Here is a 22,732-nt window from a genome sequence, read left to right on the forward strand (position 1 = left end):
CCGCGCACCCGCTCGACAGCGAGTGGTCCGCGCGCATCGCTGGCGTGCCGCTCGTCGGCCCGCGTTCCGCCGGGCTTGACCTCGGCCGGATATCCGGGAGTTAATTAGGAAATTACTTAATTAGTTCATCGGAGCCCCATGGATCGCGTGTTCGAAGCCCTGGCGTCCGCCCCGAGGCGGCGGATCCTGGCCTACCTCAACGGTGGCGAGCTCACCGCCGGCGAGATCGCCAGCCGTTTCGACTTCAGCAAGCCGGCCCTGTCCGGTCATCTGCGCATCCTCGAGGACGCCGGCCTGATCGAGCGCGAGAAGCGCGGCCAGTTCGTCTATTTCCGGCTGGTGCCCGACACGCTGGCGAACACGGTCTTCGCCTGGGTCACCGAGCTGTGCCCGCAGGGCGGGCCGCTCAAGCGCGAAAGCCGCAAGCGTGCCGCCGAGAAGCGCGCCGGATCGCCCGACGCGAGTTCCGATCCGGAACCAGCGCCTGCGTCCCCCGCACCGAAGTCCGACGCCACCGAGTGAGGTCGCCATGCCGTTCGCCACCAGGACCCTGCAGACGTTTCCCTCGGTGCGCATTCCCTCGCGATCCGGCGGCCTGCCGGTCGAGGTGGTGCTGATCGCGCAGCTCGGCATCGGCGCCGGCACCCATCTCGTCGGCCGCACCGCAGCGCTGCAGCGCGGGCACACGGCCTTCGTCGACGCCCTCGACGAGCCCTCGGCGCGGATCGGCGGCGCCGATTTCGCCCAGGGCGATGCGACTTCGCTCTACACCTTCATCGTCGGCGCCAGCGGCCATCCCTTCCATCGTCACGCGGGGCACCGGGTGTTCACCGCCGTGTCCGGCAGCAGCGGCGCGCGGCTGCGGTTCTCGACCGCGTCGCAGGCGCAGATCGACGACGACCCCCGGGCCTTTCTCGACGCCCTGCGCCACGTCGAGATCCCGCCGGACTGCCTGTTCACCGTGCGCTTCGGCGGCGGCACCTGGCACCAGTTCCTGCCGGGCGATGCGGCGTCCGGCCATCCCGCGCTGTTCGCGCTGTCCTGCCATACCAACGAGCTGGGCGGCGAGCTTGCGGACGAGGTCCGCGAACGGGTGATGGCGAACGAAGCCGACATTCCGTCGCTGACCGAGCTGTTGCCGCCGTCCGTCCTCGATCTGCTCGAACGCGGCGAGGACCTGCGGCGCGAGGTGCCGACGATGGTGCTATCGCTCGACGAGCCGGTCGGTTCGCTGCAGGCCCGCCTCTGCGCCCGCACCCGCGATGCGCTGGGTCGCCTGCGCGCATGGTTCGGCGGCCTGCGCGCGCCGGTCGGCTTCTTCGCCGACACCCGGGGTGCGCGGGTGCATGCCCTGCCTGCGGTGCCGGCGGATTCGCTGCTCGCCCGGCAGTTCGAGGCCTTCGATCCGCGCCGCGAGCACGAGGACATCGTCGCCGTCGACATCGACCCGGCCGATTTCGCCGAGCGCACGGTCAGCGGCGTGCTCGCCCGCGTGCTCGAAGGCTTCCTCGAAAACCGTCCCGTTGCCGTCGGCCGCATGATGCAGATGCGCAACGTGCTGGTGAAACCGCTCGGCCTGCGCACCTCGCCGCTGGGCTGCCCGGTCTCGTCGCTGCTCGGCCAGTGTCCGCAGGCCTTCTCCGGCCGCTTCCCGGTGCTGGACCAACGCGTCGACGCCGATGCGCACGCCGAAGTGCTGCTCGGCGCCGACGACAAGCATCTGCGGTTCCGCTCCAGCGTCGGCGTCGAGCGCCTGGCCGATGGCCGTCTACGCATCTCACTCGCCACTCGCGTGCGCACCCGCAACCTGTTCGGTCGTGCCTACATGGTGCTGATCGAACGTACCCATCGTCACTACATCGCCCCGACCATGCTGCGCATGGCGGTGTTGCATGCGCGGGTGGCGTCGAACGCTGTCCTGCAGTCTTCCTTGTCCGGCGCGCAGGCATGAGCGACACCGGCAAGGCCACCGTCTACTACAACAGCGCCTGCCCGGTGTGCCGCAGCGGCGTGGCCGCGCAGCAGGGCGCGATGGGGGCGTGCGAGATCGAATGGATCGACGTGCATGCGAATCCGGAGGCGGTGCGTGCACTGGGCATCGACATCGAGGCCGTGCGCGAGAAGTTGCATGTGCGGGACGCCGACGGGCGCGTGCAGGTCGGGACGGATGCGTTCGGCGCGCTGTGGTCGCGCACGCGCGGCCTGCGCTGGCTCGCGCGCCTGCTTGCGTTGCCCGGCGTGCGCTCGCTCGCGCAGCGCGCCTATGACGCCTTCGCGCGTCGGCTGTATCGCTGGAATCGTCGCCATGGGCATTGGTGACGCGACGTAGCACGTTGCGTGATGGGCACAGGACAGGTCGCGACCGCGACGCACGCGGCACCCGGAGCGGGTGCCTTCGACAGGGTGGAGGCCCGATGAACGACACGACCGTTTCGAACCACGCGACAGCACCCGCGATTCCGAACCCTAGCCCCCTGCGCAGCCTGCTGGCCTTCCTGCTCGGGACCTGCGTCGCCTGCCTCGTCGCCGCGTTCGGCGTGGGCGTGCTCATGGCGATCGGTTCACCGGACATCCCCGGGGAAGCGGCCCTGGATCTCTGGCTGGTTCCCCTGTACGCCCTGCTCAGCCTGATGTTCATCCTGCCCGTGGTGCTCGCGCTGGGTGTGCCCTATGCCGCCCTGCTGCTCGCATTCGGCCGCTTCCGGTTCTGGCCGATGACACTGGGCGGATTCGTGATCGCCGGCGGCCCGGCCCTGGTCAGCCTCTCTGCCATGCAGCTTGGCATCTCGGGCAGCCTGGTCGACACCCTGGCGCTCTTCGGCATGGGTGCAGGCATGCTGTCCGGCATCGTTCCCTATCCGGTCGCAGGCGTTCTCGTCGGCCTGCTGGGCGCGCTGGGCGCGGCGGCGTTCCACCGCGCCTACGTGTGGATCGCGCCGCGACAGTGATCCGTCGCCACTGCCTGAAGGCCGCAAAAGAAAAAGCCGCGAAGATCGCGGCTTTTTCTTCATGCGATCGACGTGCGTCGGATCACTTGGCGTCGAGGGCCGGTGCCGGCTTGAGCTTGCTCAGCGCCTTGACGAAGGCTTCCTCGTTCGACGGCGACAGGTTCGGACGGCCGGCCATGAAGCCCATGCTGATGCCGCCGAGGACGTAGTGGGTTTCGCCCGCTTCGACTTCGATGTTGAACACGTCCTTTGCTTCGGAGTGCACCACATAGGTGTGCTGGCCCGGATCGGTGACGTGGACGAAGTAGGTGCCGTTGCGCAGCTTGCCTAGTTCGGTTTCGCCCTCGCGGACGATGTAGCTGATGATCGCGCCCTTCAGCTTGTTCTCGCGGAAGAAGACGATCTGGCCCTTGCCGGCCGGCGGCTGGGCGATGCCTGCGGGCAGCATTGCGGCCTGTTCGGCGGCAGGCGCGGCCTGCGGCGCGGTGCTGTCCTGGGCGTTGGCCGAAACGGCGGTGCCGAGGAAGGCGAGGGCGAGGAGGGTCTTGTGGAAATGACGCATTGCGGATGGCTCCTGGATGTTGCGGTGGGTCAATCGACGGGTGTGATGGGTGAGGGAGGCATGTCCGTGCCGCTGGCGGGCGCTGCTGGAGCGTCCACGGGATCCGAAACGGTGGTGAGGGGCGACGCGGTCATCTGCAGCGGGCCGGCCAGCTTTGCATGGGCGCGCGTGCCTTCGGGAATTTCGATCTGGCCGCCGCGCACGAGGAAGCCCAGGGGGCCCAGACCCATCGCGACGCCCATGGCCGCGTTGCCGCGATCCTTGCCGCTGCCGCCCAGCTTCATCCCGCGCAACTTGATCTCGCCGGCGGGCCCCTGCAGGAAGCGCGCGGCGAGCAGGAGTTCCCCGGGCTTGCCGGCGGCGCGCGCATGATCGGCGTGGATCACTTCGCCCACGCCCTCGGTGCCTGCGGGCACCACGACGGTGTCGCCGAGGCGCAGCGGTTCGGCCAGCAGCAGTTTGAAGCGCTGGCCGCGCTGCGCGGTCTTCGAGGTCAGCGGTTCGCCGATCGCCAGCTCGACGAGGGTGCCGTCGGGCAGGATGCAGCAGACGGCGGCCTCGGTCGCTGCCGCAGGACTGGCTGGGTCTGGCGTCGTCGTCGGCTGCGATCCGGACTCGGTCGGCATGGGCGCGGCGACCGCCGGAGATTGGGCGAGCGCAGCATGCAGCGGCGCGCACATGAGCAGCATGAGGCACAGCCGGTGCGCCTCGCGGAAGGTGAATCGCATGTTGTCCCCCTGTGGATGCCGCGATTATCGCCAGAAACGGGGCCGGATTCACTTGCCTTCCGTCGACCCGGCCACCGTTCCGCCGCAGGGCGATCCCGCGATGCTCAGCCCTCCCAGGCCGGCAGCTTCTTCTTCACGGCGACGTTCTTCAGCGTCACGTACTTCGGCAGGCCGTCGCGGCCGTACGGCGGCGGGGCTTCGCCTCGGATCAGCGGCTCCAGGTAGGCGCGCGCGGCGGCGGTGATGCCGTAGCCGTCCTTGCGGATGAAGTTCGCCGGCATGGTCTTTTCGTGGTTGGCGACCTTGTCCAGCGGCGCGGCCTCGATCCGCCACTTGTACGGGGCGTTCGCGGTGCGGCGGATCACCGGCATCGTCGAATTCATGCCGCGCAGGGCGAACTGGACGGCGGCCTTGCCGGCGGCCATGGCGTGGTCGAGGTCGGTCTTCGAGGCGATGTGCCGGGCGGAGCGCTGCAGGTAGTCGGGCAGGGTCCAGTGGACCTTGAAGCCCAGTTCGTCCTTGACCTTGCCGGCCAGGTACGAGGCGACGCCGCCGAGCTGGGTGTGGCCGAAGGCGTCCTTGCCGCCGCCGGCATCGGCGACGAAGGTGCCATCGGCGGTACGGATGCCCTCGGAGGCGACCACGACGCAGTAGCCGACCCGCTCCACCACCTTCTTCACGCTGGCGAGGAAGTCGGCCTCGTCGTAGGCGCGCTCGGGGAACAGGATCAGGTGCGGTGCGGCGTCCGGACCCTCGCCGGCCAGGCCGGCGGCGGCGGCCAGCCAGCCGGCATGGCGGCCCATGGCCTCGTAGACGAACACCTTCGTCGAGGTCTCGGCCATGGCGGCGACGTCCAGCGCGGCTTCGCGGACCGACACGGCCGTGTACTTGGCCGCCGAGCCGAAGCCCGGGCAGCAGTCGGTCACGGCCAGGTCGTTGTCGATGGTCTTGGGCACGCCGATGCAGGTCAGCGGCACCTTGAACTCGGCGGCCAGCTTCGAGACCTTCAGGGCGGTGTCGGCCGAGTCGTTGCCGCCGTTGTAGAGGAAGTAGCGGACGTTGTGGGCCTGGAAGACCTCCAGCAGCCGCTCGTACTTCGCGCGGTCCTGCTCCAGCGACTTGAGCTTGACCCGGCAGGAGCCGAAGGCGCCGCCCGGCGTGTGCGCCAGGGCGCGGATGCTGGCGATGGATTCCTTCGAGGTATCAATGAGTTCCTCGCGCAGGGCGCCGAGGATGCCGTTGCGGGCGGCCAGCACCTTGACCTTGCGGGCGCGGGCTTCGGAGATCACCGCCGAGGCGGTGGCGTTGATGACGGCGGTGACGCCGCCGGACTGGGCGTAGAGCAGGGTTCCGGATGCCATGGGGGAGGGGTCGGAGATTGGTCGTAGACGGGTTGGGGGCGGGCCGCCATTGCGGTTAAGCTGGCAGGGTTGCGCCGTGGAACGTCGAGTGTAGCCCCACGGCCGAGATTTTCTCTTCCTTTTGGAGCATGCGATGCGATTGGTTCTCCTCGGAGCCCCGGGATCGGGCAAGGGCACACAGGCGGCACGGCTGAAGGAACACCTCCAGGTCCCGCACATCTCGACCGGCGACCTGCTGCGCGCCGAAGTCGCCGCCGGCAGCGCCCTCGGCCTGCAGGCGAAAGCCGTGATGGACCGTGGCGACCTGGTGTCCGACGACATCCTGCTGGGCATGCTCGAAGACCGCCTCTCGCGTCCCGACGTCGCCGACGGCTTCATCCTCGACGGCTATCCGCGCAACCTCGCCCAGGCCGCCGCCCTGGGCGACCTGCTCGCCCGCATCGGCCAGCCGATGGACCACGCCGTCCAGCTCGACGTCGACACCGACCTGCTGGTCGAGCGCATCGCCGGCCGCGCCAAGGAGCAGGGCCGCGTCGACGACAGCCCGGAATCGGTCCGCAACCGACTCAACGTCTACAACGACGTCACCGCCCCGGTGGTCGACTATTACCGCCAGCGCGGCATGCTGAAGGTGGTCCATGGCGAAGGTTCGATGGACGAGGTCTTCACCCGCATCGTGGAAGCCATCGCGGTGGGGACCGAAGTCGGCTGAGCCGAGGGTTTCCGCGCAGGCCATCGCGATCCTGGTGTCGGTGCTGGCCGCGGCCAGCCTGACCCTCGGGATCGCGATGATGCTGCCGCGAGCGAAGCCGCATCCTGCCTGCGGGCTCGGTTTCACCCATGTCGAACACTTCTCACGCGATCACGGCGGGCCGGACTACGCCCGATGGCGCGGTTACGCAGGTACCCTCCAGACCATGGGCGAGCCGTCACTGGCCTGCGCGACGGACACCCCGGTGTACCGTTTCCTGTGGATGCGCACTTTCCACCATCCTGTCGCCGTGCGTGTCGAGCGCGATGGCGACGACTGGCGCGTCACTGCGGTGGAACTCGATGGCGCAGGTGGCTATGACCCCGGCGACGTGCTCCGCCGTGTTGAGCGCACCCTGACGTCATACGAGGCCCTGCAGCTCGAAGCACTGCTGGCGCGCGTCGATGTCTGGGGATCACCCGTGGCGCAGACGGACATGGGCCTCGACGGCTCAATGTGGATCATCGAGGCGCGCGATGGCGCGCGCAGCCGCATCCACGATGCTTGGACCCCTGCGCAGGGCCGCGAACGCGCGATCGGCCTGATGTTCCTGTCGTTCACCGGCTGGTCGTTCCCGCCCGACGCCCTCTACTGAAACCCGCCTGTCGCATGCGCTTCGACGATCGCTTCGAAATCCATTTGACCGTGGAGGCCGCGCAGGCCGCTGCCGGCGCGGATGCGCTTGCGCGGTTCGCGGACGCCCAGGGCATGCAGGTGCTCCACATCGAATTGCCGCGCGGCGCGGTGATGGTGCAGCCGATGCTGAGCTGGCGGCGCGATGGCGCGCTCGCGGACTGTCTGGCGCAGATCGCGTTGGTCGAGCGTGCCCTCGCCGATCAGGGCATCCGGGTGGTGCGCGCCAAGGTGGAAGCGGCACCCTCGAATGCGGGTGTGCCGCAGGCGGGGGACGCCTGCCCGCCGGGCACGTATTTCGAGAGTCATCTCAAACTGCTGCTCGCAGACGACGCTGCCTTGATGCAGGTCACCGACATCGCGATCGCGCACGGGGCGCACGTCTCGCGCAACGCCCGTAGCACGCGGGCGGATGGCTGCCAGGAGCGGTTCGTGACCCTGCGCAGCATCGAGGGCGGCCTGCCGGGGATCATGGCCTGGTCGCGGGCGTTGCAGGACGCGCTTGCGCCGATGGTGCGGGCGGTGCTCGACACCGAAATCGAATTCGTCGTACACGACAGCAATCGTGCCCTGGATGCGGGGTGGTTGCCTGGAGAAACTGCATGAGCTGGTGGAAATCCTTGTTCGGGTCGCGACCGGCCACGGCGCCGACGCCTGTCACTCAGCCGCTGCATTCCCCTTCGGTCGGGGGCTCGGCACTGCGCCCACGGCTGAGCCATCGCGGCCGGTCCCTCCCGCGCCGCCGCCCGCGCCTGCGCAGGCCGCCGCACGACAGAACTCCGGATTGCCGAATGCGTTCGCACTCCCTTCCTCGGGAGGCGAGAAGATCTTCGATCCTGCCCTGCGCGGTTACGTGCATGGATTCAGGCAGGGCGACGCCCCGATTGCCGATCCCCTGGCGCGCCAGCGCTGGTCCGCTGCCCGTGCAGAGGTGATGGCTTCCATCCTTCGTGCCATCGCGGCATCGCCCTGGGCTGCGCACCTGGTGCTGCGCGGCAGCGCGACGATGCCGGCCTGGGTGGGAGATGCCGCGCGTCGCCCGGGCGATCTCGACTGGGTGGTGCTGCCCGATACCTGGGCGTCGGACAGTGCCGAGGCGGAGTCGCTGCTCGACGAATTCATCGCGGCGATCGCCGCGCATGGCGTGGCTGCGGGCGAGGCAACGATCGATGTCGGCCATGTGGCCGTCGACGAGATCTGGACCTACGAACGCGCCCAGGGCAAGCGCCTGACGTTCTCGTGGACGGTGCCGGGCCTGCCGCCGGGCAAGCTGCAGTGCGATTTCGTGTTCAGGGAAACGCTGTGGGCGCCGCCGGTCCCGCTGGCCTTGCCCGCGCCGTCGGGTGACGCGATCCCGTTGCAGGCGGCGGGGCCGGAGCAATCGCTGGCCTGGAAGGTGCTGTGGCTCATGACCGATCGCTACCCGCAGGGAAAGGATCTGTACGACGCCGTGCTCCTGTCGCGCTGCGTAAGCCTGTCGCCGGAGATGGCGGCGCAGGTCCTGAAGGCCTTGCACAACGCGTGGTATACCCCGGATTCGTTCGACAAGTGGGTGCGCAACTCGAGCGATTGGGTCCTGGAACAGGTCGGGGACGTCCAGTGGCAGGATTTCCGCAAGGAGCATCCCTGGGTGGATGCCGATGTCGAGGCCTGGATCTCGGCGTTCCGGAAGGCCGTGGCACCCGTCGATGCGTTGATCGTCGAGCTGCGTGCCTGAGCGAGGGCGCGGCCGTGTCTGGAAGTGAACCGACCCGGCCGCCGAAGCGGCCCGGGTCGATGACGCTGTGCCCTGCACTCACTCCCCGTAGTAGAAACTCCCTGCCCAGATGAAGGCGACGGTGGGGGTGGGGAAGGAGGGCGGGGTGCCGAGGTAGCACCGTGTGCCGTCGAAGCGGCCGACGGCGCAGCGGCGGGTGGTGGCGTAGTAATTGCCGGCGTAGAGGAAGGCCGCGCTGCCCGGCGGCACCGTGGCGATGTGGCAGTCGACGCCGTTGAACGTGCCTTGTGCGCAGGTGTTGCCCGGGCCGGCGGGCGCGTAGAAGCCATTGTTGCGAATGGTCGCGCCGGCGGGTGCGGGGCCGTAGTAGCAGTTGGCGGTGTCCCAGCCGCCGATCTGGCAGATCGTGCTGTTCTGCGCGGCGACGTAGTAGCTGTTGTTGACGATCAGCGGCGTCGAACCGGCCGGCGGCGGGCCCACGTAGCAGTTGGCGGTGTCGTAGCCGGCCATGACCGTGCCGTTCCACCACGTGACCTGGCGCGTGCACGGTCCGACCTGGTGCACGAAGTACATCTTGTTGCTGCAGCCGCCGCAGAGCAGTAGGTCGATCTTGAGCACGGGTTTGCCCGAAACGATGCCGTCGTACAGCAGCAGGCCGGAGAAGTAGCCGCTGCCGCCGCCGATCACGCGCGGGTCGCTGAGCGAGATCCGCACATACAGGTCGGCCGGCGGCTGGCCCGAGTAGCTCAACGTGGGCTGCAACCAGCCCCAGCCCGATGGTGCAGGGGCGACGCAGTTGGTCGAAACGAGGTTGGCGCGGTCGCCGACGTTGCCGGTGGACGGCTGGTTCGCGCTGTTCAGCCATCCGGTGATCCGCCAGCAATTGGCAGCCGAGGCAGGGGCACTGATGGCGCAGAGGGCGAGCAGCAGCAGCGCCGCGAAGCGCAGGCGGAGTCCGGGCAGGGGGATGCGAAGTCTCATGCGAAGGTCCTTTCTGAAGGTCGTTGGGCGCTGATCGCGCCCGGATCCACCGTCTTCCCGACGGCGGAGCGTCAATCTATCGGTGCGGATGCGGCCCATCGTGCTGTCCCGCAGACAAACGTCCCCGTTTCGCCCCGCAATCGTCCTCGGGGCCATGCCGTGATGCGCGCGATCCCATGCGGTGGAGCGGAACGCGCATCGCGCCGCATGCAGTACGATGCGGCCTTTCCGGAAAGACGGGGCGGCGTCACCTTGAAACTCCACATCCTCGGCATTTGCGGCACGTTCATGGGCGGCGTGGCCGCGCTGGCGCGCGAACACGGGCACGTCGTCGAAGGCAGCGACCAGTCGGTGTATCCGCCGATGTCCACCCAGCTGGAGCAGCTGGGCATCGCGCTGGCGCAGGGCTACCAGCCCGGGCACATCTCCGGCGACTGCGACGAGGTCGTGGTCGGCAATGCGCTGTCGCGCGGCAACCCGGCGGTGGAACACGTCCTCGACCAGGGCATGAAGTACACCTCGGGCGCGCAGTGGCTGGCCGAACACGTCCTGCCCGGTCGCGACACCCTGGCGGTGGCCGGCACCCACGGCAAGACCACGACGACCACGATCCTCAGCTTCCTGCTGGACCGCGCCGGGCGCGATCCGGGCTTCCTGATCGGCGGCGTGGCCGAGGACTTCGGCGTCTCGGCGCGCGTGGGCAGCGGCCGCGAGTTCGTGGTCGAGGCCGACGAGTACGACACCGCGTTCTTCGACAAGCGCAGCAAGTTCGTCCACTACCGGCCGCTGGTGGCGATCCTCAACAACCTCGAATACGACCACGCCGACATCTTCCCCGACGTGGCCGCGATCCAGCGCCAGTTCCACCACCTCGTGCGCACCGTGCCCGGTCGCGGCCGGCTGATCGTCAACGGCGAGGATGCGCGCCTCGACGAAGTGCTGGCGATGGGCTGCTGGACGCCGGTTGAACGCTTCGGCCTGCTTCGCGACGGCATGGCCGACGATGCCTTCCACTGGGGCGCGCGCCTGATCGAAGCCGACGGCTCGGCGTTCGCGGTGTATCGCGCCGGCGTGCGCGTCGGCGAAGTGCGCTGGCCGATGCTCGGTCTGCACAACGTGCTCAATGGCCTGGCCGCGCTGGCCGCGTGCAATGCGGTCGGTGTGGAGCCGGCGACGGTCATCCCGGCGCTGGCGGAATTCCGCAGCGTGAAGCGCCGGCTCGAAGTGATCGGCAGCGCGCGCGGCGTGACCATTTACGATGATTTCGCTCACCACCCGACCGCGATCCGCACCACGCTCGATGGTCTGCGCGCGAAGGTCGGCGATGCGCGCATCGTGGTCGCGATGGAGCCGCGCAGCAATTCGATGCGCCTCGGCGCGCATGCCGAGGCGCTGGCGCCGTCGCTGGACATCGCCGACGCGGTGGTGTTCCTGCACCGCCCCGAGCTGGCCTGGGATGCCGGCAAGGTCATCGCCGCCGTACGCGGCGACGCATGCACCGTGCCCGATGCCGACGCGCTGATCGCGGCGCTGGTCGAGACCGTGCGCGAAGGCGACCACGTCGTGTTCATGTCGAACGGCGGCTTCGACGGCGCGCCGCGTCGCTTCCTGGCGGCGCTGCACGGATGAGCGCGCTGCTGCCGCTCTTCCCGCTGCACACGGTGCTGGTGCCGGGCGGGACTCTGGTGCTGAGGGTGTTCGAGACCCGCTACCTCGACATGGTCCGCGAGTGCGGACGCAACGGCAGCGGATTCGGCGTCTGCCTGATCCTCGCCGGGCAGGAAGCCGGGCTGCCGGCGACCCCGGCCAGCGTCGGCACCGAGGCACGGATCGAGGATTTCGGCAGCACCGAGGCCGGCCTGCTCACCCTGCGCGTGCGCGGCGGCCGGCGCTTCCGCGTGCTGCACACCGAGGTGCGGCCGAATGGCCTGATCGAAGCCGATGTGCACTGGTTCGACGCCGATCCCGACGACGAACTTCGTCCCGAACACGCCCTGCTCGGCAGCGTGCTGCAGCAGGTCGTGGAGAAGGTGGCGGAGAAGGTCGGCGGCGAGTACGACCAGGTGCCGCCGTCGCGCTTCGACGAGGCCGCCTGGGTGGGCTGGCGACTGGCCGAGCTGCTGCCGCTGAGCCATCCGCAGCGGCAGATGCTGCTGCAGGACGAGGACCCGCATGCACGGCTGGACCGACTGCTTGCGATGATGCCCTGAGCCAGCGTGTTTCCTGTGGGAGCGACGCAAGTCGCGAGAGGCTTTCGCTGCTTGAAACGCGTTCAGCGTCCAGGCGGCCATCGCGACTTGCGTCGCTCCCACAAGCAATGGATTCAGCCGCGCGGTGGCATGCGTACCCGCAGCACCAGGGTGTTGCTGCGCGGATGCGGGGACTCCTGCTGTTCGAAGCCCTGCAGCGCATCGCGCACCAGGCGGTGTGCGCCTTCGTCGCCGTCGACCGGCATCCACAGGCCGAAGGTGGTCAGCGGCCGGCTGAAGCGCATCGTCTGGGTGTTGCACAGCCACAGCGGCTGGCCATCCTCCAGCAGCGCCGGTGCGCGCCAGATGCGCAGTACGTGCACCGTGTCGGGCGTGGGTCCTGGGCGGCGCAGCAGCAGCGCCTCGGCTTCGCTGTCGAGCGTGGCCGGCAGCACCGGCTGGCGCGCCAGCGGACGGTGGGCATCGAGCAGGCCGAGCGTGGCCACCCAGGTCGCCTGCGGCTGCACCTGCCAGCCCCGGGCTTCCAGTCGCGTGCGCAGCGGCGCCAGCGGGCCCGCGATCTGCAGGTCCAGCGGCCAGCCCACGGTGTCGCGGCGGTGGTCGATCTGCTCGTCGCGATGCGCCGGCAGGCGTGCCCAGCCGCCGTTCCACCAGCCGTCGAGCGACAGTCGCGTGGTCGGTGCCGGCGGTGCGAACTGGGCCAGCACGCCGTCGATCGCGCGCGGCGCGTGCCACAGGGCCGCGACGAGGAACCCGGTGTAGAACAGGGTCGCCAGCGGCCGCATCCAGAACGAGCGGCCGATGTGGCGGCGGTAGGCGATGCCCAGCACCAGCAGCCACAGCACCCCGAACAGCGCGCCGCCGACGATGTCGCTCAGCCAGTGCGCGCCGAAGTACAGCCGCGCGAAGCCGAGCAGCGCGACCGCCACGCCGGCGACCAGGTAGGGCCACACGCGCGCGCGGCCGGGCAGTTCGCGGGCGATCAGCACGGCGAAGAAACCGAAGACGATCGTGATCATCGTGACCGGGATCGACGGGAAGCCGAAGCCGCTGGTCGCGTTGGGCGGGCGGGGCATGTCCACGGTCATGCCGAGGAAGGCGGTGAACACGAAGCCGAAGGCCAGCGCCGCGATCCAGTGCAGCGCGGCGGCGAAGCGACGGCGCCAGAGCAGCCAGGCCAGCGGCGCGACCATCGCCGGCAGCAGCACCTGCAGGTCGCCGATCGAGGCCAGCGCGGCGAGGAAGCGGTCGGCCAGCGGGTTGCGCAGCGTGGCCATCAGCGCGTTGACCTGCAGGTCCAGGCCAAGCGGGCCGCCGTGCGCCACCAGCACGGCCAGCAGCGCGAACCAGCCCCAGCCGATCGCGGTGAGGCACATCGCCAGCATCGCCAGCGCGGCGGATTCGGGCCGGTTCGCCTGGATCAGCGGTTCGGCGTAGCGGCCCAGGCGCGGGTGGGCGTGGGTCCATTTCAGCGCCCGCGCCAGCAGGCGGTCGGCGTGGCCGGCGAACCAGCGGTAGGTGTAGAGCACCACCGCCCAGACCAGCGCCAGCACCAGCACCAGGGCCAGCAGCACCAGGGCGAGGCGATCGGCCACGGCCGCGATGGCGTCGTAGGAGGCGCCGAAGACCCAGCCCGGGGCGAGGAATGATGCGGCCCAGAGCAGGCAGGCCACCGCGCTGGCAGGGAGATAGCGTTTCAGGGGCACGTGGAGCATGCCCGCGACCGCCGGCACGAACGGGCGCACGGCGCCGACGAAGCGGGCGATCACGATGCCCTTGCTGCCGTGCTTGCGGAACAGGCGTTCGCCGCGATCGATGAACTGCGGGTAGCGGCGGAACAGCCAGTGCTGGCGCATCGCCGGGCCCCAGCGCCAGCCCAGCCAGTAGCTCAGGCCATCGCCGGCGAAGGCGCCGGCGGCGGCGCAGAGCACGGCGTAGGGGCCATCGATGTGGCCCAGGCCGATCAGCGTGCCGACCGCGAACAGCAGCGGCAGCGCCGGCACCACGATGCCGACCACCGCGAGCGCATCGCAGAAGGCCACGAGGAAGATCAGCCCCCCCGCCGCCACCGGGTGCGCCCCGATCCAGGTCGTGATGTCGTTCAGCCACTCGCTCGTCATCCGCCGATTATGGCAGGCGTCGCCGACACGGACGTGACCGTGCCGGTCCTGTGGCCGGTCCTATCGCCAGTCGTGGTGGTCGCTGCATGCGGCCGCCTACAATGCCGGCATGCAGGCCAACCCTCCCGACGCCGTCGAAGTGCAGGCGCTCAAATCCGACAGCTTCGGCCGCATCGCGCTGATGCGCGGCGGCGACGGCCTGTTCGTCCGCCGCGACCTGGTCCACGTGCCGCTGTGGCTGCGCCTGCCGGCGTGGTGGCTGGCGCGACGCGAGGCGCGGGGGCTGCAGGCGTTGGTCGGCGTCGACGCGGTGCCGCAGCTGCTGCGCTGGGACGGCCGTCGGCTCGACCGCAGCTTCCTCGACGGCGCCGCGATGTACCAGCGCCCGCCGCGCGGCGATCTCGCCTACTTCCGGCTCGCCCGTCGCCGCCTGCAGGCCCTGCATCGGCGCGGTTTGGCGCACAACGACCTGGCCAAGGAAGCCAACTGGCTGGTGCTGGCCGACGGCACCCCGGCGATCATCGATTTCCAGCTCGCCGTGCGCGGTCGGCCACGCTCGCGCTGGATGCGCCTGCTCGCCCGCGAGGACCTGCGCCACCTGCTCAAGCACAAGCGGACCTACTGCCCCGGGGCGATCACCCCGATCGAGCGCCGCCTGCTCAAGCGCAAGTCGTGGCTCCGCGAACTGTGGTTCGCCACCGGCAAGCGCGCCTACCGCTTCATCACCCGTCGCATCCTCCACTGGGAAGACAACGAAGGGCGCGGGCCGAAGCCCTGAGCCCCGCCCCCTCCTGCTCGCTGCGCCGGGACTGATGCCAAGGAGCGACCGCAGGCCGCATCCGGCAGCCTACGATGGTCCGGACATCCCAGCCCGAATCCAGGACGGCACCGATCGTGACCAGCATCCAGACGCCCGGCGTCTACATCAACGAAGTGTGCTCCCTGCCGAACGCGATCGTGCCGGTCGCGACAGCCGTGCCGGCCTTCATCGGCTACACGCCGCAGGCCGAATACCAAGGCGTGTCGTATCTCGACCGGCCGATGCGGATCAGCTCGCTGGCCGAGTTCCAGGCGATCTACGGCCTGCCTGATCCGCCCCCGCCGGCCGATCCCGCGAAGCAGTACTCGCCGCAGTACGACCTGGTGCCGCAGGCCACCCAGCCCAGGCTCGGCACATCGCTCTGGATCGGCGGCGCGTTCCACGCGGTCCTGCCGGATCCGGCCACGCTCTATTTCCTCTACAACAGCCTCCGGTTGTTCTTCCTCAACGGCGGCAGCACGGCCTGGATCGTCTCCGTCGGCACGTACGGCCCGGCCAGCGGCCAGCCGATCGCCACGCCGACTACGCCCCGGGTGAATCCCAACGTCAAGCTCGCGGACCTGCTCCGCGGTCTGGCGTTGCTCAAGGCCGAGGTCGAGCCGACGCTGTACGTCTGCCCGGACGCCACGCTGCTGTCGGAGGCGGACAACGCCACGCTGATGCAGGCAATGCTGCAGCAGGCGAACGAGGTGCAGACGGCGCTCTGCCTGTTCGACGTGATCAATGGCGACCAGCCCGACCCGGCGGTCTACACGCAGGACATCGCCACCTTCCGCAACAGCGTCGGCAGCGCCGATCTGAAGTACGGCGCGGCCTACTACCCCTTCATCGAGACCACGGTGGTCCAGCCCGGCGAGCTGGATTACACCAACCTCTTCGGCGGCGACATCGCACGGCTCGCGCCGCTGCTGGATTCGCCGGCAAGTCCCGACCCTGCGGCGCGCGCCATCCTCGACGCCATCCAGCACCCGCCCGCGACCGGGGCGATGACCCGCGCCCAGCTGCACGCCGCACTGCTCGCCGCCAGCCCGACCTACACCGCGATCATCGCCGCCATCCAGGCGCTCGCCTGCACGCTGCCGCCCAGCGGTGCCATGGCGGGGGTCTATGCAGTGACCGACAGCAGCCGAGGCGTCTGGAGCGCCCCGGCGAACGTCGGCATCGTCGGCGCGACCGACGTGACGCTCCGGCTGAGCGATACCCAGCAGGCCGAGCTCAACGTCGATGCCGTCTCCGGCAAGTCGGTCAACGCCATCCGCGTCTTCAACGGGCTGGGCCTCCTGGTCTGGGGCGCGCGGACGCTGGACGGCAACAGCAACGACTGGCGCTACGTGCCGGTGCGTCGCACCGTGACCTACATCGAGCAATCGGTGAAGCAGGCGCTCCAGCCCTTCGTCTTCGCGCCGAACGATGCCAATACCTGGCGCACTGTGCAGGGCATGATCGCCGACTTCCTGACCGGCGTCTGGCAGCAGGGCGGCCTGCAGGGGGCCAAGGCCTCGGACGGCTTCCAGGTCTCGATCGGCCTGGGCAGCACGATGACGGCGCAGGACCTCCTCGATGGCGTCATGCGCGTCACCCTCCTGCTGGCCCTGGTGCGCCCGGCGGAATTCATCGTGGTGACGATCGAGCAGCAGATGACGCCGCCGGGCTGAGGAGCGTGCGGGGCGGTCGCCGTTATGATCGTCCGACCTCCCCGCAGGCGATTCCCCACCCCATGACCACGCTCGCAGGCAAGACCCTCTTCATCACCGGCGCCTCGCGCGGCATCGGCCTGGCCATCGCCGTCCGCGCCGCGCGCGACGGCGCCAACGTCGCGATCGCCGCCAAGTCCTCGGTCCCCAACCCCAAGCTCCCCGGCACCATCCATTCCGCCGCGCAGGCGGTGGAAGCGGCCGGCGGCAAGGCGCTGGCGCTCAAGTGCGACATCCGCGAGGAAGACGAAGTCCGCGCCGCCGTCGCCGCCACCGTGGATGCGTTCGGCGGCATCGACATCCTCGTCAACAACGCCAGCGCGATCTGGCTGCGCGGCGCGCTCGACACCCCGATGAAGCGCTTCGACCTGATGCAGCAGGTCAACGCGCGCGGCAGCTTCCTCTGTGCCCAGGCCTGCCTGCCGCACCTGCTGCAGGCGCCGAACCCGCACATCCTCACCCTGGCGCCGCCGCCGAACCTCGATCCGAAGTGGTGGGGGCCGCACACCGGCTACACGCTGGCGAAGATGGGCATGAGCTTCGTCACCCTCGGCCTCGCCGCCGAGTTCGGCCCGCAGGGCGTGGCGGTGAACGCGCTGTGGCCGCGCACGGTGATCGCCACCGACGCGATCAACATGATCCCCGGGGTCGATGTCGCGCAGTGCCGCCGGCCGGAGATCATGGCCGACGCCGCCCACGCCGTGCTGGTGCGCCCGGCGGCCGGCTTCCACGGCCGATTCCTGATCGACGACGAGGTGCTCGCCGAGGCCGGCGTCACCGACCTGTCCGGCTACGCCGTCGACCCCTCGCGCGGGCTGCTGCCGGATCTGTTTCTGGATTGAATCCCCCTGTGGGAGCGACGCGAGTCGCGACCCGGGCCACCCGTCGTCCGTCCGTCGCGACTTGCGTCGCTCCCACAAGCCGGATGCGCCTGTTGTGGTCGCGACAGCCAGAAAGCATCTGCTGGGGCGCACTTCGCGGAAAACAGCGTTCCCCGCCGGCCCGCCCGCGCGCCCTTACACTGTCGCCCCCCACGCCCGGAGACCGCCCGTGAAATACCTCCACACCATGGTCCGCATCCGCGACATCGACGCGTCGCTGCGCTTCTACTGCGAGGGCCTTGGCCTGAAGGAAACGCGCCGGATGGAGAACCCGGCCGGGCGCTTCACCCTGATCTTCCTCGCCGCCGACGAGACCCCGAACGCCGAGATCGAGCTGACGTACAACTGGCCGCCGGAAAACGGCGAGATCGAGGACTACGGCAGCGCCCGCAACTTCGGCCACCTGGCCTTCCGCGTCGCCGACATCTACGCCACCTGCGCGCGCCTGCAGGCGATGGGCTACACGATCAACCGCCCGCCGCGCGACGGCCACATGGCCTTCGTCCGTTCCCCGGACCTGATCTCGATCGAACTCCTGCAGGAAGGCCACCTGCCGCCGCAGGAACCCTGGGCGTCGATGCCCAACACCGGACAGTGGTGATCAACAAGATGACGCAGCCCACCGAAGCATTGGTCGCCCTCGGCCAGCAGTACTACCTGCCGGTCTACAGGCCGCGTCAGCTGATCCTCGACCACGGCAAGGGCAGCCGCGTGTGGGACATCGACGGCCGCGAGTACATCGACCTGGCCGGCGGCATCGCGGTGTGCGGCCTCGGCCACGCCGATCCCGAACTGGTCGCCGCGCTCACCGAGCAGGCCGGCCGGCTCTGGCACACCAGCAACGTGTTCTACAGCGAACCGCCGGTGCGCCTCGCGGAGGAACTGGTCGCCGCCTCGCGCTTCGCCGAGCGCGTCTTCCTGTGCAACTCCGGCGCAGAGGCCAACGAGGCCGCGATCAAGCTCGCGCGCAAGTGGGCCAGCGCGCAGGGCCGCGCGCCGGATCGCCGCACCATCGTCACCTGTCGCGGCAGCTTCCACGGCCGCACACTCGCTGCCGTCACCGCGACCGCGCAACCGAAGTACCAGGAAGGCTACGAGCCGCTGCCCGGCGGTTTTCGTTACGTCGACTTCAACGACCTCGACCAGCTCGACGCCGCGATGGCGTCCGGCGACGTCTGCGCCGTCATGCTCGAGCCCGTGCAGGGCGAAGGTGGCGTGATGCCGGCGCGCGACGGCTATCTGGCCGGCGTCCGCGCGCTCTGCGACCGACACGACGCGCTGCTGATCCTCGACGAGATCCAGTGCGGCATGGGCCGCACCGGCCCGCTGTTCGCGCACTGGGGCGACGGCGTGGTGCCGGACATCGTCACCCTCGCCAAGGCCCTGGGCGGCGGCATGCCGATCGGCGCGATGCTCGCCGGGCCGAAGGCCGCCGAGGCCATGCAGTTCGGCGCGCACGGCACCACCTTCGGCGGCAATCCGCTTGCCGCCGCCGTCGCCCGCGTCGTGCTGCGCCGGCTGCAGTCGCCGGAGATCGTCGCGAACGTCGCGAAGCAGTCGCAGGCCCTGCGCGACGGCCTCGCCGCGATCGATGCCGAACTCGGGCTGTTCGCCGAAGTGCGCGGTCGCGGCCTGATGCTCGGTGCCGTGCTCGCGCCGCAGTACGCCGGTCGCGCCGGCGAGATCCTCGACCGCGCCGCCGCCGAAGGCCTGCTGATGCTGCAGGCGGGCCCCGACGTGCTGCGTTTCGTCCCCGCGCTGAACCTCGCCGACGACGAGCTCGCCGAAGGCCTCGCGCGGCTGGCGCGCGCGCTGCGGGCGTTCAAGGCGGGTTGATCGACCCCGGGCCTCTCCCGGCGCGGCTGGCGGCAAGCCCTCAGCGCGGTCCGGGAGAGGGCTGTGGCATCATCCGGCCATTCCCCCTCGATCCCCGATCACGATGACGGTATCGCAGCCCAATGGATGGCGACGCGCGCTCGCAGTGGCCGTGTCCTTCACCTTCGCCGCCCTCCCGGCCATCGCCGTGGCGCAGACCGAAGACTGGGCCCCGCTGGACCCCGCTCCGGCCGAGATCGAGCGCCTGCTGCTGGGCCTGTCCACTGCCGACACCGGCCTGCCGCTGGCCGCACGCCAGGGCATGCTGCAGCGCGCCGAGCGCGTCGAGATCCCCCGCGCCGACGGCGGCGTCGACCAGTATTTCCGCCTGCGCCACGAGGCCGATGGCGTGTATTTCGGCGCGACGATCCGCAGCCTCGCCGGCGCGAAGCCCGCCGACACCGTCTATCTGCTCCAGGCCGACCACCAGGTCGACCGCTGCGCTGCCCTGCAGCCGTTGCTCGCCCGTGCCGATCGCGTGCCCGGGAATTTCTGTCGGGATGATGCCGACGCCGGCACCGCCATCCTGAAAAGCGGTCCGCAGCGCTTCGGCTACACCGCCTGGCGCCTTGCCCGCAGCGGCAAGCCCCGCAACGTCACCCGCAGCGTGCTTCCCGAGGACCCGGTCGCGCGGCTGCCCGTCGCCGAGCGCGAAGGCGTGCACGACCACGGCCAGGTCGCATCGGGCGCATGGGTCGATCGCAGCCGCTTCGCCGAAGTGCCGGTGCTGCGGCTGTACCTGGAATACGGCGACGGCCACGGTCTGCCGCGCAGCCACCCCCGCGCCTTCCCCGGCGGCTATGCGGGCGAGCAGGTGCATACCGCGCACCTGGGCTTCCTGGTCTGGAACGGCCAGCGTTTCGACCTGCGCCAGACCATCCCGCGCGCGCTGTGGCCCTGCACCCATGACGCCGCGTTTTCGCCGAGCGGCCAGAGTTGCCGGCCCGACAGCCCCGACCCGTTCATCGTCCCGCACTGATCGCAGCGCGTCGACGACGCTGCAGGCCTGCAACATGCGTTGATCGCGATTGGCCGAAGGCCGGCACAGCTGGCCTCGGCTCCGCCGTTCCCGCGTTGCAGACCGATGCGGCGCTTCGCCGCGCAGGGGATCAAAGGACGACACATGCCGATCAAGATGGCGACCTGGCTGCACGGCAACGGTGCCCAGCCCGAGTTCGCGCCCTTCTCGCAGCGGCGCATGGCCGGTTCCGGCCTGTTCGGCGGCGTCGACGGCTCGCACAATTTCTTCCACTTCCCGCTGACCACGCCGGTCATCGTCGACGACCGGCGCCTGATGCTGTCGAAGATCTTCGTCTTCGCGCGCCAGCGCTTCTGCGTGCTGCGCGATGTCTTCATCTACGACGCCGACTACCGCGCCTACCATTTCATCGCCCAGCCGCCGCCGCTGATCAAGGCCGTCAGCGGCCTCATGCAGCCGCCGCCCGACCACACCCATCCGCGGTTCGTCGAAGGCCTGACCATGTTCACGCCGAGCGAGCCACTGCCGATCAACCTCGGCCTCAGCATCTCGGTCAAGGTGAATTTCGATTCGACCGTGATCAACGGCGTCACCGCGCCGCAGATCCGAAACCTCGGCGCGATCGAGTTCTATTCGGTGGGCGCCGACTGGGTGCTCGCGCCCTGACCGGTCCGGTCCGGCCCGGCATGGCCTGCCGGGCCGCAGGGACGGCGTCAGCCCACGCCGTCCAGCGCCTGCCGCAGATCCGCGATCAGGTCGTCGACATGCTCCAGGCCCACCGACATCCGCAGCAGGTTCTGCGGCGAGCGCGGGTTCGGGCCTTCGACCGAGGCGCGGTGTTCGACCAGCGACTCGCAGCCGCCGAGCGAGGTGGCGTTGGTGAACACGCGCAGTTTGCCGGCCATCGCCAGCGCTGCCTCGCGACCGCCGCGCAATTCGATGCTGAGCATGCCGCCGAAGTCGCGCATCTGCTTCGCCGCGACGCCGTGGCCGGCGTGCGAGGCCAGACCGGGATAGTTCACGCGCTCGATCGCCGGGTGCGCGGCGAGGAAGTCGGCCACCGCGCGCGCGTTCGCGCAGTGCATGGCCATGCGCGCGCCGAGCGAGCGGCAGCCACGCAGGATCAGCCAGGCGCTGAACGGCGCCAGCGTCGCGCCGGTGACGTGCAGCCGGTGCGCGACCTTCTGCGCCAGCGCGTCGTCCTTCGCGAACACCAGCGCGCCGCCGAGCACGTCGCTGTGGCCGCCGAAATACTTGGTGGTCGAATGCATCACCACGTCGGCGCCCAGGGCCAGCGGGCGCTGCAGCAGCGGCGTGGCGAAGGTGTTGTCGGCGACGACGATGGCCTCGTGGGCATGGCCGATCTCCGCCAGCGCGGCGATGTCGCAGACCTTCATCTTCGGGTTGGACGGCGTCTCGATCCACAGCAGGTCCACGCCCTTCGCGCAGGCCGCGCGGACCGCGTCGAGGTCGGCCATGTCGATCATCACCGCTTCGATGCCGCGCTCGGGCAGGAATTCGGCGCAGACCATGCGCAGGCCGGTGTAGCAGTCGTCCGGGATCAGCACGCGCGCGCCGTTCGGCAGGCATTCCAGCAGGCCGCTGATCGCCGCCATGCCCGAGGCGAAGGTGCTGGCGGTCGCGCCGCCTTCCAGCGCCGCCAGCGCCTCGCGCAGGCGGTCGTTGGTCGGGTTGCCCTCGCGCTGGTACTCGTAGCCGGCCACGCGTTCGCCGGCCGGGCCGTGGCGGAAGGTGGTCGCGAGGTGGATGGGGGGCGCGACCGCGCCAGTGGCGGGATCGGCTTCGTTGCCGACGTGGACGGACACGGTTTCGGGGCGAAGCTCAGACGCCATGGGACGGGTTCTCCAGCAGGTGGTGTGCGGCCAGCGCCGAACGCAGCCCGGCGATGCCCTGGTAATGATGGCCCGACATGCCCGCGCGGATCGCGCCGCCGGCATTCGCGGCCTTGTCGTCGATGAACAGCACCCGCGACGGTGCGACACCCAGCGCCTCGGCGCAATGGGCGAACACGGCGGGATCGGGCTTGGTCATGCCGTACATCGCCGAACAGTGGACCGCGCCGGCGAAGTGCGCGGCGAACGGCGGGCACAGGGTCGCGAAATGGTCGCGGACCATCAGCCCGTTGTTGGTCAGCACCGCCAGCCGGCAGCGCGCGGCCAGCGCAGCGATGAGGTCGCCCAGGGCGAGGCGCGGCGTCATCGCCGCTGCCCGCGCGGCCACGCAATCGCCCAGCGTGACCGGCGTCGCGAGGGTCTCGGACAGGACGCGGGCCACGCCTTCGGGATCGATCCGGCCGAGATCGGCCTGCCGTTCCAGCCCCGATTCGAACAAGGCCGCACGCACCGCATCGGCATCGCGGCCGATGCGTTCGCCCAGCGTCCGGCAGCGGACCTCGTGGCTGTAGTCGACGAGCACGTCGTCGAGGTCGAACAGCACGAGGTCGATGCCCAT

General features: G+C 70.0%; 23 protein-coding genes and 1 pseudogene. 17 read left to right on the forward strand and 7 right to left on the reverse strand.

Features of this window, described 5'->3' with window-relative positions:
- Nucleotides 1-138: 138 nt before the first annotated feature.
- The 4 genes and pseudogenes from ACFQ0E_RS07410 to ACFQ0E_RS07425 form a co-directional block, all read left to right on the forward strand.
- A pseudogene (locus ACFQ0E_RS07410) lies at nt 139-444 on the forward strand (metalloregulator ArsR/SmtB family transcription factor); the annotation flags it as partial.
- 85 nt (nt 445-529) lie between these two features.
- Entirely contained in the window at nt 530-1,951 is a 1,422-nt protein-coding gene (locus ACFQ0E_RS07415; RefSeq protein WP_386823053.1) for a DUF2867 domain-containing protein, read from the forward strand.
- On the forward strand, nt 1,948-2,319 hold the full coding sequence (locus tag ACFQ0E_RS07420; protein WP_386823054.1) for a thiol-disulfide oxidoreductase DCC family protein: 372 nt from the start codon (nt 1,948-1,950) through the stop codon (nt 2,317-2,319). Before ACFQ0E_RS07415 ends, ACFQ0E_RS07420 begins: the two co-directional genes overlap by 4 nt.
- Before the next feature lie 95 nt (nt 2,320-2,414).
- On the forward strand, nt 2,415-2,948 hold the full coding sequence (locus tag ACFQ0E_RS07425) for a hypothetical protein (RefSeq protein ID WP_386823055.1): 534 nt from the start codon (nt 2,415-2,417) through the stop codon (nt 2,946-2,948).
- Nucleotides 2,949-3,030: 82 nt separating this feature from the next.
- Here the strand turns inward: ACFQ0E_RS07425 and ACFQ0E_RS07430 are convergent, their stop codons facing one another.
- From ACFQ0E_RS07430 to ACFQ0E_RS07440, 3 genes are all read right to left on the reverse strand, one after another.
- Nucleotides 3,031-3,510 carry a DUF2846 domain-containing protein gene (locus ACFQ0E_RS07430; protein ID WP_386823056.1) on the reverse strand — a complete coding sequence of 160 codons (480 nt, stop codon included), beginning with the start codon at nt 3,508-3,510 and terminating at the stop codon, nt 3,031-3,033.
- A 29-nt stretch (nt 3,511-3,539) separates the two neighbouring features.
- Entirely contained in the window at nt 3,540-4,238 is a 699-nt protein-coding gene (locus tag ACFQ0E_RS07435; RefSeq protein WP_386823057.1) for a hypothetical protein, read from the reverse strand.
- Nucleotides 4,239-4,342: 104 nt separating this feature from the next.
- Entirely contained in the window at nt 4,343-5,599 is a 1,257-nt protein-coding gene (locus ACFQ0E_RS07440; protein ID WP_386823058.1) for a 6-phosphofructokinase, read from the reverse strand.
- A gap of 133 nt (nt 5,600-5,732) precedes the next feature.
- On the opposite strand from ACFQ0E_RS07440, the gene ACFQ0E_RS07445 reads away from it, so the two are divergent.
- From ACFQ0E_RS07445 to ACFQ0E_RS07460, 4 genes are read left to right on the forward strand one after another with little or no spacing between them, the layout of a single operon-like run.
- Nucleotides 5,733-6,311, forward strand: a complete 579-nt coding sequence (locus tag ACFQ0E_RS07445; protein WP_386823059.1) for an adenylate kinase — start codon at nt 5,733-5,735, stop codon at nt 6,309-6,311.
- A gap of 34 nt (nt 6,312-6,345) precedes the next feature.
- Entirely contained in the window at nt 6,346-6,945 is a 600-nt protein-coding gene (locus ACFQ0E_RS07450) for a hypothetical protein (RefSeq protein WP_386823060.1), read from the forward strand.
- A gap of 14 nt (nt 6,946-6,959) precedes the next feature.
- Complete coding sequence (locus tag ACFQ0E_RS07455; RefSeq protein WP_386823061.1) at nt 6,960-7,589, forward strand: hypothetical protein; 630 nt, start codon at nt 6,960-6,962, stop codon at nt 7,587-7,589.
- Nucleotides 7,486-8,700 carry a nucleotidyl transferase AbiEii/AbiGii toxin family protein gene (locus ACFQ0E_RS07460; protein ID WP_386823062.1) on the forward strand — a complete coding sequence of 405 codons (1,215 nt, stop codon included), beginning with the start codon at nt 7,486-7,488 and terminating at the stop codon, nt 8,698-8,700. The genes ACFQ0E_RS07455 and ACFQ0E_RS07460 overlap by 104 nt, the downstream gene beginning before the upstream one ends.
- A gap of 78 nt (nt 8,701-8,778) precedes the next feature.
- On the opposite strand, the gene ACFQ0E_RS07465 is transcribed toward ACFQ0E_RS07460, so the two are convergent.
- A complete protein-coding gene (locus tag ACFQ0E_RS07465; RefSeq protein WP_386823063.1) occupies nt 8,779-9,681 on the reverse strand; it encodes a hypothetical protein in 903 nt (300 codons plus the stop codon).
- Between the two features lie 207 nt (nt 9,682-9,888).
- Between ACFQ0E_RS07465 and mpl the strand changes: the two genes are divergently transcribed.
- Both mpl and ACFQ0E_RS07475 read left to right on the forward strand, forming a co-directional pair.
- A complete protein-coding gene (mpl, locus tag ACFQ0E_RS07470) occupies nt 9,889-11,310 on the forward strand; it encodes a UDP-N-acetylmuramate:L-alanyl-gamma-D-glutamyl-meso-diaminopimelate ligase (protein ID WP_386823064.1) in 1,422 nt (473 codons plus the stop codon).
- Nucleotides 11,307-11,891 carry an LON peptidase substrate-binding domain-containing protein gene (locus tag ACFQ0E_RS07475; protein WP_386823065.1) on the forward strand — a complete coding sequence of 195 codons (585 nt, stop codon included), beginning with the start codon at nt 11,307-11,309 and terminating at the stop codon, nt 11,889-11,891. The genes mpl and ACFQ0E_RS07475 overlap by 4 nt, the downstream gene beginning before the upstream one ends.
- A gap of 113 nt (nt 11,892-12,004) precedes the next feature.
- On the opposite strand, the gene ACFQ0E_RS07480 is transcribed toward ACFQ0E_RS07475, so the two are convergent.
- Nucleotides 12,005-14,011 (reverse strand): bifunctional DedA family/phosphatase PAP2 family protein, encoded by a 2,007-nt coding sequence (locus tag ACFQ0E_RS07480; protein ID WP_386823066.1) that lies wholly within the window; start codon nt 14,009-14,011, stop codon nt 12,005-12,007.
- A 109-nt stretch (nt 14,012-14,120) separates the two neighbouring features.
- Here ACFQ0E_RS07480 and ACFQ0E_RS07485 point away from each other — a divergent pair, with 109 nt between their 5' ends.
- From ACFQ0E_RS07485 to ACFQ0E_RS07515, 7 genes are all read left to right on the forward strand, one after another.
- The gene (locus ACFQ0E_RS07485; RefSeq protein ID WP_386823067.1) at nt 14,121-14,789 is read left to right on the forward strand and encodes a serine/threonine protein kinase; all 669 of its coding nucleotides are present in this window, start codon (nt 14,121-14,123) and stop codon (nt 14,787-14,789) included.
- A 116-nt stretch (nt 14,790-14,905) separates the two neighbouring features.
- Nucleotides 14,906-16,486 carry a phage tail sheath family protein gene (locus ACFQ0E_RS07490; protein ID WP_386823068.1) on the forward strand — a complete coding sequence of 527 codons (1,581 nt, stop codon included), beginning with the start codon at nt 14,906-14,908 and terminating at the stop codon, nt 16,484-16,486.
- 62 nt (nt 16,487-16,548) lie between these two features.
- A complete protein-coding gene (locus tag ACFQ0E_RS07495) occupies nt 16,549-17,367 on the forward strand; it encodes an SDR family oxidoreductase (protein WP_386823069.1) in 819 nt (272 codons plus the stop codon).
- Between the two features lie 208 nt (nt 17,368-17,575).
- Nucleotides 17,576-18,007: a VOC family protein gene (locus ACFQ0E_RS07500; RefSeq protein ID WP_386823070.1), complete on the forward strand. Its 432-nt coding sequence runs from the start codon at nt 17,576-17,578 to the stop codon at nt 18,005-18,007.
- An 8-nt stretch (nt 18,008-18,015) separates the two neighbouring features.
- On the forward strand, nt 18,016-19,242 hold the full coding sequence (locus ACFQ0E_RS07505) for an acetylornithine transaminase (RefSeq protein ID WP_386823071.1): 1,227 nt from the start codon (nt 18,016-18,018) through the stop codon (nt 19,240-19,242).
- Nucleotides 19,243-19,345: 103 nt separating this feature from the next.
- Entirely contained in the window at nt 19,346-20,260 is a 915-nt protein-coding gene (locus ACFQ0E_RS07510) for a hypothetical protein (protein ID WP_386823072.1), read from the forward strand.
- A 144-nt stretch (nt 20,261-20,404) separates the two neighbouring features.
- Nucleotides 20,405-20,926, forward strand: coding sequence for a hypothetical protein (locus tag ACFQ0E_RS07515; RefSeq protein WP_386823073.1), 522 nt, complete (start codon nt 20,405-20,407; stop codon nt 20,924-20,926).
- 47 nt (nt 20,927-20,973) lie between these two features.
- On the opposite strand, the gene ACFQ0E_RS07520 is transcribed toward ACFQ0E_RS07515, so the two are convergent.
- Together ACFQ0E_RS07520 and ACFQ0E_RS07525 are read right to left on the reverse strand one after the other, a co-directional pair.
- On the reverse strand, nt 20,974-22,113 hold the full coding sequence (locus ACFQ0E_RS07520) for a trans-sulfuration enzyme family protein (RefSeq protein WP_386823074.1): 1,140 nt from the start codon (nt 22,111-22,113) through the stop codon (nt 20,974-20,976).
- Complete coding sequence (locus ACFQ0E_RS07525) at nt 22,103-22,732, reverse strand: HAD family hydrolase (RefSeq protein WP_386823075.1); 630 nt, start codon at nt 22,730-22,732, stop codon at nt 22,103-22,105. The genes ACFQ0E_RS07520 and ACFQ0E_RS07525 overlap by 11 nt, the downstream gene beginning before the upstream one ends.

The sequence above is a fragment of the Lysobacter brunescens genome (assembly GCF_042677005.1).
Lineage (GTDB): Bacteria > Pseudomonadota > Gammaproteobacteria > Xanthomonadales > Xanthomonadaceae > Lysobacter_I > Lysobacter_I brunescens.